Annotated in this window: 5 protein-coding genes; 2 read left to right on the top strand and 3 right to left on the bottom strand. The window is 69.8% G+C overall.

Translation table 11 applies throughout. The features are described from left to right. Positions 1 to 717: 717 nt before the first annotated feature. A complete protein-coding gene (locus K311_RS0111985) occupies positions 718 to 1,032 on the top strand; it encodes a hypothetical protein (protein ID WP_026817512.1) in 315 nt (104 codons plus the stop codon). A gap of 3 nt (positions 1,033 to 1,035) precedes the next feature. Here K311_RS0111985 and K311_RS16770 read toward each other — a convergent pair whose 3' ends face one another. From K311_RS16770 to K311_RS0111970, 3 genes are all read right to left on the bottom strand, one after another. Continuing rightward, positions 1,036 to 2,466, bottom strand: coding sequence for a DHA2 family efflux MFS transporter permease subunit (locus K311_RS16770; RefSeq protein ID WP_043797221.1), 1,431 nt, complete (start codon positions 2,464 to 2,466; stop codon positions 1,036 to 1,038). A 143-nt stretch (positions 2,467 to 2,609) separates the two neighbouring features. After that, positions 2,610 to 4,658 (bottom strand): M3 family metallopeptidase, encoded by a 2,049-nt coding sequence (locus K311_RS0111975; RefSeq protein WP_026817511.1) that lies wholly within the window; start codon positions 4,656 to 4,658, stop codon positions 2,610 to 2,612. A gap of 185 nt (positions 4,659 to 4,843) precedes the next feature. Further along, positions 4,844 to 6,262, bottom strand: coding sequence for a coniferyl aldehyde dehydrogenase (locus K311_RS0111970; protein ID WP_026817510.1), 1,419 nt, complete (start codon positions 6,260 to 6,262; stop codon positions 4,844 to 4,846). Between the two features lie 268 nt (positions 6,263 to 6,530). Between K311_RS0111970 and K311_RS0111965 the strand changes: the two genes are divergently transcribed. Next, positions 6,531 to 7,067, top strand: a complete 537-nt coding sequence (locus tag K311_RS0111965) for a gamma carbonic anhydrase family protein (protein WP_026817509.1) — start codon at positions 6,531 to 6,533, stop codon at positions 7,065 to 7,067. Positions 7,068 to 7,182: the final 115 nt, after the last annotated feature.

Here is a 7,182-nt window from a genome sequence, read left to right as displayed (position 1 = left end):
TCCGTTGCCTTGTCGGTCTTCGGAGGCATTCCCCGCGGCTCCGCCGCGGTGCGCCCGCAGGGCGCCAGGAGATGCTTCCGAAGTACCGGCAATCGGCGGAGCGATTCGAACCGGGCGGCGACGTCCTGGCCGCGTTCGGCCCGGCACACGACCGAGGTTCCCCTCGAGGCGCGATTCCCGGACCTCGAAGGACGGGACGCACGCACACCGCGACGAATGTTCCGCGGTCACCGCTGGCTGGCCCGCTACATGTCGCGGCTGCCGATCGCCACGAACGGCGGTTCGTCCGCACTCGCGCAGGAAACGCATCGGGCTTCGCAGGATGCGGGCGCCCGGGCTGCCGGTTCCCGAACCGCGGCAGACAACCGGACCCGGCCTCCGCGCAGGGCACGAGTCTTTTCCGAGCCACGCGGAGGAAAAGAGCTCGTGTCCTGCGCGGAGGCCGGGCCCGCGTACCCGTGTCCTGCGCGGAGGCCGGGCCCGCGCACCCCCCGCGGCCGTTCGGGCTCGCGCATTGCGTGACGAAGCGCACAGGGACGGATCGCCGCGAAGGCGGTGAAAACTTGACGGCGGTCAAACGCGCGGACGCGCGAAGGGCGGCACCCGTCACGGATTGCGAAGAGCGCGGGCGGCAGTGTGACGCGCACGACAGAGACGGATGTGCACCCGTGGTGCACTCGATCGCGAAGGGGCCGATGCAGGCCCGGGAGCGGCACCGTGAAGACCGTCATCGCCATCGTCGTACTGGCCCTGCTCGCGCTCGTCGGCGCCGATGCGCGCGCCGCCGCCGCGAATGCGCAGTTCAGCGTCGGCATCACGATCGAGGCACGCTGCGAAGCGCATCCGGATGCCACCGCGACGACGGTCGCGCTCGACTGCCGCGGCGCGGCCGTCGCCCGCGTCGCCGCCGCGCCGGCCGGCGCCGCCTTCCCGCAGGCGAACGTGCTGCAGCGCGACGCGGGCGGTGCCGCCGTGGCACTGCAGCTCGCCGCGGCCGACGACCACACGCCGGTGCTGGTCGTGGAGTTCTGAGCCTCAGGTCGCGGTGCGCTGCTCGGGTTTCTGTTCGACGACTTCCTTGCCGACTTCGGCGCGCCCGGCCAATTCGGCGCCGGCATCCGCCGGCAGGCGGCGCATCAGGAAGACCGACGTCGCCGACACCAGACCGACGACGAGGAAGGCCCAGGTGAAGTTCGCGGGCTCGCCGAGATCGCGGCCGCCGAGACCGGCCGCCGCCTGCAGCGCATAGCCGCCGATCGTCACGCCGAGCGCCAGCGACAGCTGCTGCATCATGCCGGCGAGGCTGCTGGCGTGGCCCATGCGCGGCGGGTCGACGTCGGCATAGCTGATCGCGTTGAGCGCGGTGAACTGCAGCGAGCGGAAACAGCCGCCGACCAGCAGCACGCCGAGGATCAGCCAGTGCGGCGTCTCGGGCCGGAAGGCGCCGTAGACGATCATCGACGAGGCGCCGATCAGCGCGTTGACCCACAGCACCCGGCGAAAACCCCAGCGGTGCAGCACACCGGCAGCGATGGTCTTCATGAACATCGCGCCGATCGCCGACGCGAAGGTCAGCAGGCCCGACTGCAATGGCGACAGCCCGAAGCCGAGCTGCAGCAGCAGCGGCAGCAGCAGCGGCGTGGCGCCGATGCCGATGCGGAACAGCGAGCCGCCGACGACGCCGGCACGGAAGCTGCGCAGGCGGAACAGCTTCAGGTCGAGCAGCGGATGCGGGTGCCGGCGCGCGTGCAACACGTAGCCGGCGAGCATGGCGACGCCGAGCGCCAGCGTCGCCAGTGCGATCTGCAGCGGCACCAGGTGGCGCCCGAGCGTCGAGAAACCGAACAGCGCCAGCGCGAGGCCGCCGCCGGACAGCGCGAATCCGAACCAGTCCATCGGCTTCACCGGTTCGCGCAGGTCCGGCACGAAACGCCAGCCGAGCCAGATGCCGAGCACGCCCATCGGCAGGTTGATCAGGAAGATCCAGCGCCAGTCGGCGTAGGTGGAGATCGCGCCGCCGAGCGGCGGCCCGAGCATCGGCGCGACCAGGGCCGGGATCGTCACCCAGCTCAGCGCCCGCACCAGGTCGGCCTTCGGCACCGCGCGCAGCAGCACCAGCCGCCCGACCGGCACCATCAGCGCGCCGCCGGCGCCCTGCAGGAAGCGCGCCGCGACCATCTGGCCGAGGCTGTCGGCGTTCGCGCAGCCGATCGAGCCGAGCAGGAACACCACGATCGCGCCGGTGAACACGTTGCGGGCGCCGAAGCGGTCGGCGACCCAGCCGCTGACCGGGATCAGCACGGCGAGCGCGATCAGGTAGGCGGTGAGCGCCAGTTTCAGCGCGATCGGCTCGGTGCCGAGGTCGGCGGCGATCGCCGGCAGCGAGGTCGCGATCGCCGTCGAGTCCATGTTCTCGATGAACAGCGCGGTGGCGATGATCAGCGGCAGTCGGCGGTCGGCGCGCATCGCGAAAGTGTGCCGGGCACGGTTAATCGCAATTAACGGTGCGCGGCACAGTCATTGGGGGGAGGCGAATGCTAACCGGCGCCGCCGTGTCCGTCCCGTAACGGTGTCAGAGACAGTTCTTCGCGGAACTGTCTCTGACACCGTTATGCGGCGAGGCCGTAGCTGCGCAGAAGCGCCTCGGGCAGTGGCTCGCGGCCGCGGAAGGCGACGAAGCTTTCCAGCGCCGGGCGCGAGCCGCCGACCGCGAGGATTTCGCGGCGGTAGCGGGCGCCGGTGTCGGCATCGAACACGCCGGCTTCCTCGAAGGCCGCGAAGGCATCCGCACTCAGCACCTCGGCCCACAGATAGCTGTAGTAACCCGCCGAATAGCCGCCGCTGAAGATGTGGGTGAAGGCATGCGGTCCGCGGTGCCAGTCCGGCGGCCGCACCACCGCGACCTCGTCACGCACCTCGCCCAGCAGCGCCAGCGCCCGCGCCCCACGCGCCGGGTCGTATTCCAGATGCAGGCGGAAATCGAACAGCGCGAACTCCAGCTGCCGCATCAGGAACAGGCCGGCGTGGAAATGCCGCGCCTTCAGCATCTTCTGGTAGAGCGCGTCCGGCAGCGGCGCGCCGGTCTTCCAGTGTTTCGCGAACAGGTCGAGCGCCTCGCGCCGCCACGCGAAGTTCTCCATGAACTGGCTCGGCAGTTCGACCGCATCCCATTCGACGCCGCTGATGCCGCCGACGCTCGGCCAGTCGACCTCGGTCAGCATGTGGTGCAGGCCATGGCCGAACTCGTGGAACAGGGTCACCACGTCGTCGTGGGTCAGCAGTGCCGGTTCGCCACCCTCGGCCGGCGGCGGGAAGTTGCAGGTCAGGTAGGCGACCGGCCGGTGCAGCGCCTCGCCGTCGCTCAGGCGCGAGCGGCAGACGTCCATCCACGCGCCGCCGCGCTTGCCGGCGCGCGCGTAGTGGTCGAGATAGACGCCGGCGCGGATCGACCCATCGGCGTCGACGACGTCGAAGAAGTGCACGTCGGGATGCCAGGTGTCGACGTCGCGGCGCTCGACCAGGCGCACGCCGAACACCCGCTCGGCGACGGTGAACAGCCCTGCCATCACCGCCGGCAGCGGGAAATAGGGCTTGAGGTCTTCCTCGCTGAAATCGAACAGCTGCTCGCGCTGCTTCTCCGACACCCAGGCGATGTCCCAGGGCATCAGCTCGTTCATGCCGAACTCGCTGCTCGAGAAGGCGCGCAGCGCGGCGAGTTCGCTGATCGCGACCGGCTTGGCCTTCGCCGCGAGTTCGCGCAGGAAGCCCAGCACCCGCTCCGGCGTGCCGGCCATCTTGTCGGCCAGCGACACGTGCGCGCTGGAATCGAAACCGAGCAGCTGTGCCGACTCGTGGCGCAGCGCGAGGATGCGTTCGATCCGCTCGCTGTTGTCGAAGCGGCCGGCATGCGGACCCTGCTCCGAGGCGCGGGTGTTGTAGGCGGTATAGACCTCCTCGCGCAGCGCACGGTCGTTGGCGAAGGTCAGGATCGCCTGCACCACCGGCCCCTTCAGGGTCGCGAGATGGCCGTCGACGCCCTTCTCCTGCGCCATCGCCCGCAGCATCGCGCGTGCACTCGCCGGCAGGCCGTCGAGCTCGGCCTCGCTCAGCGGCCGCGTCCAGGCATCGGTGGCATCGAGCACCGACTCCTCGAACTCCGTCTCGATCTTCGTCAGCTCGACCTCGATCTCGCGGAAGCGCGTGCGCGCCGGTTCCTCGAGCGCAACACCGGACAGGCGGAAGCCACGCAGGCTGTCTTCGACCAGGGTCTGCCGGGCGCGATCGAGCGTCGCGAAATCGGCACCTTCGCGCACCGCCTTCACCGCCGCGTACAGCGCGCGGTTCTGGCCGAGCTCGCTGCCGTGTTCGGTCAGCTTCTCCATCGCCTCCGAGTAGGCCTCGCGCAGTTCCGGCGAATCCTTCACCCCGTGCAGATGCGACACCGGCGCGAACACCCGCCCCAGCCGTTCCTCCCAGCGCTCCAGCGGCGCCATCAGCGACGCGAAATCCCGCGCCTTCGGATCCGCCGTCAGTTCATCGACCGCCGCCTTGAACCCCGACAGCACCTCGTCGATCGCCGGATTCACATGCTCCGGCGCGATCTGCGAGAACAACGGAAGCTCGACGTCGGCGAGCAGCGGATTGGCGTGGGTGGACATACAGGTTCCTTGCAGGATCAGGTGAGGAACACGGATGAACACGGAGCAGACGGATGAACACGGATGACGCCAAGGCACCCCCGGTGAGTGCATTCGCAGTATCCGCCTTTATCCGCGTCAATCCGCGTGAATCCGTGTCCAGTGCTTCTGTCGGCTACCCCGACGTAAGGGCGGGGCGGCGGAAGTCAACGCGTGAGGAAGCGGGTCAGGACGTCGGCGAGCTTGCCGTAGGGCGGATCGAAGAACTTCAGGAAGTTGATACGCGACTGGCGGAACACCGGCATCGGCTTGCTGAAGGTCAGGAAGCCGGCGTGGCCGTGGTACTGGCCCATGCCGCTCGGGCCGACGCCGCCGATCGGCAGCGAATGCTGGCCGAACTGCAGCAGGGTGTCGTTGACGCAGACGCTGCCGGCGACCACGGATTCCAGCGTCCGGTGCAGGCGGCCACGGTCGCGGTCGAAGGGATAGAAGGCCAACGGGCGGTCGCGCGAGGTGATGTAGTCGATGGCCTCGTCGTGGCTGTCGTAACTCTTCACCGGCAGCAGCGGCCCGAAGATCTCCTCCTGCATGATCCGCGCCTCGTCCGGCGGATCCAGCAGCACCGTCGGCGGCAGCACCTCGACACCGGGCGGCGGCGGATCGTGGTCGGGACGGTGCTGCATCACCACGACGCCGAGGTCGCGGGCGTCGTCGAGGCAGTCGCGCAGGCGCTGCGCCTGGCGGTGGTTGACGATCGCGGTGTAGTCGGGATTCGCGACCAGGCTCGGATAACGACGGCGCACGCTCGCGAGGTAGGCGCGCACGAAGGCGTCGCGCTCGGCGCGCGGCACCAGCACGTAGTCGGGGGCGACGCAGGTCTGGCCGGCGTTGAAGCACTTGCCCGCGGCGATGCGTTCGGCGGCGTGCTCGACCGGGTAGCCGGGCGCGATCAGCGCCGGCGACTTGCCGCCGAGTTCCAGGGTCACCGGCACCAGGTTCGGCGCCGCCGCCGCCATCACCGCGCGCCCGACGACGGTCGAGCCGGTGAACAGCAGGTGGTCGAACGGCAGCCGCGAGAACGCCGCGCCGACTTCGGGACCACCGATCACCACCGCCACGCGCTCGGCCGGGAAGACGTCGGCGAGCAGGCGCTGCAGCAGCTCGCTCGTGCGCGGGGTGTGTTCCGACGGTTTCAGCATCACGTGGTTGCCCGCCGCGATCGCGTCGGCGAGCGGGATCAGCGCCAGCTGTACCGGGTAGTTCCATGGTGCGACGACGCCGACCACGCCCAGCGGCATCGGCCGGATCTCGGCCCGCGCCGGCCGGAAGGCCAGATTGACCGGCGCCCGCCGCGGCCGCATCCAGCGGCGCAGGTTGCGGCGCAGGTGGGCGATCTCCTCCAGCGTGACCATGACCTCGGCGACCAGGGTCTCGTGCCGCGAACGGCGGCCGAAGTCCGCGGAGATCGCCTTGCCGATGTCGTCGGTGTAGCGCCGCACGGCCTGCCCGAGCCGGTCGAGGTCGGCCATGCGCTGGGCGTAGTCCGGCGGCTGCCGGCGCTGCGCGACGCGCATCTGCTCCAGCATGGGCAACAGGTCGGGCGCGGGAGGGGCGGGGGTGTCCATGGCGCGAGTCTACGGCCAGGAGGTAGGAGATAGGAGATAGGAGGTAGGAGGTAGTCGTCGCGGGTGCGGCGCCGCGGGAAACCCGGCTCCACTACCTCCCCGCGCGCAGCGCGCGCTTCGCGGCGAGGTAGCGGACAATGCCGCGATCACGAGTGCGCGGCATCCGCCGCACTCCCTCCTCGCGCGAAGCGCGGACTCCGCTGTACTACCTCCTACCTCCTACCTCCTACCTCCTACCTCCTACCTCCTACCTCCTACCTCCTGTCTCATGAACATGCGACCCTTCCGCCAAACCCTCCCCACCCTCGGCGCGCGCACCTGGATCGATCCGGTGGCCTGCGTGATCGGCGACGTGCACATCGGCGACGACAGTTCGGTGTGGCCGTTCACGGTGATCCGTGGCGACGTCAACCACATCCGCATCGGTGCCCGCACGAACATCCAGGACGGCACGATCATCCACGTGACGCACGAAGGTCCGTACACCCAGCCCGGCGGTCAGCCGACGCTGATCGGCGACGACGTCACCATCGGCCACGGCGCGATCGTGCACGCCTGCACGATCGGCAATGCCTGCCTGATCGGCATGGGTGCGCGCGTGCTCGACGGTGCGATCGTCGAGGACCACGCCTTCGTCGGTGCCGGCGCGGTGGTGCCGCCCGGAAAGATCGTGCGTTCGCGCGAACTCTGGCTCGGCAATCCGGCGCGGCCCGTGCGCGAGCTCGACGACCGCCAGGTCGAGCAGCTCTTCTATTCCGCCGCGCATTACGTGCGGCTCAAGGACGCGTACTTGAGTGGAGAGTGAAGAGGAGTGAGTGGAGGCTTCCGCGCGCTCCTTTCTTCACGAAGTCGCGACGTTCTGCTCACGCCGAAACGATCCGGGGCCCCGGAGACTGCCGCCATCCACCGGAGTCCCCGCC

The organism is Arenimonas composti TR7-09 = DSM 18010 (genome assembly GCF_000426365.1).
Classification (GTDB): domain Bacteria; phylum Pseudomonadota; class Gammaproteobacteria; order Xanthomonadales; family Xanthomonadaceae; genus Arenimonas; species Arenimonas composti.
This window is presented reverse-complemented; position numbering and strand designations above follow the sequence as displayed.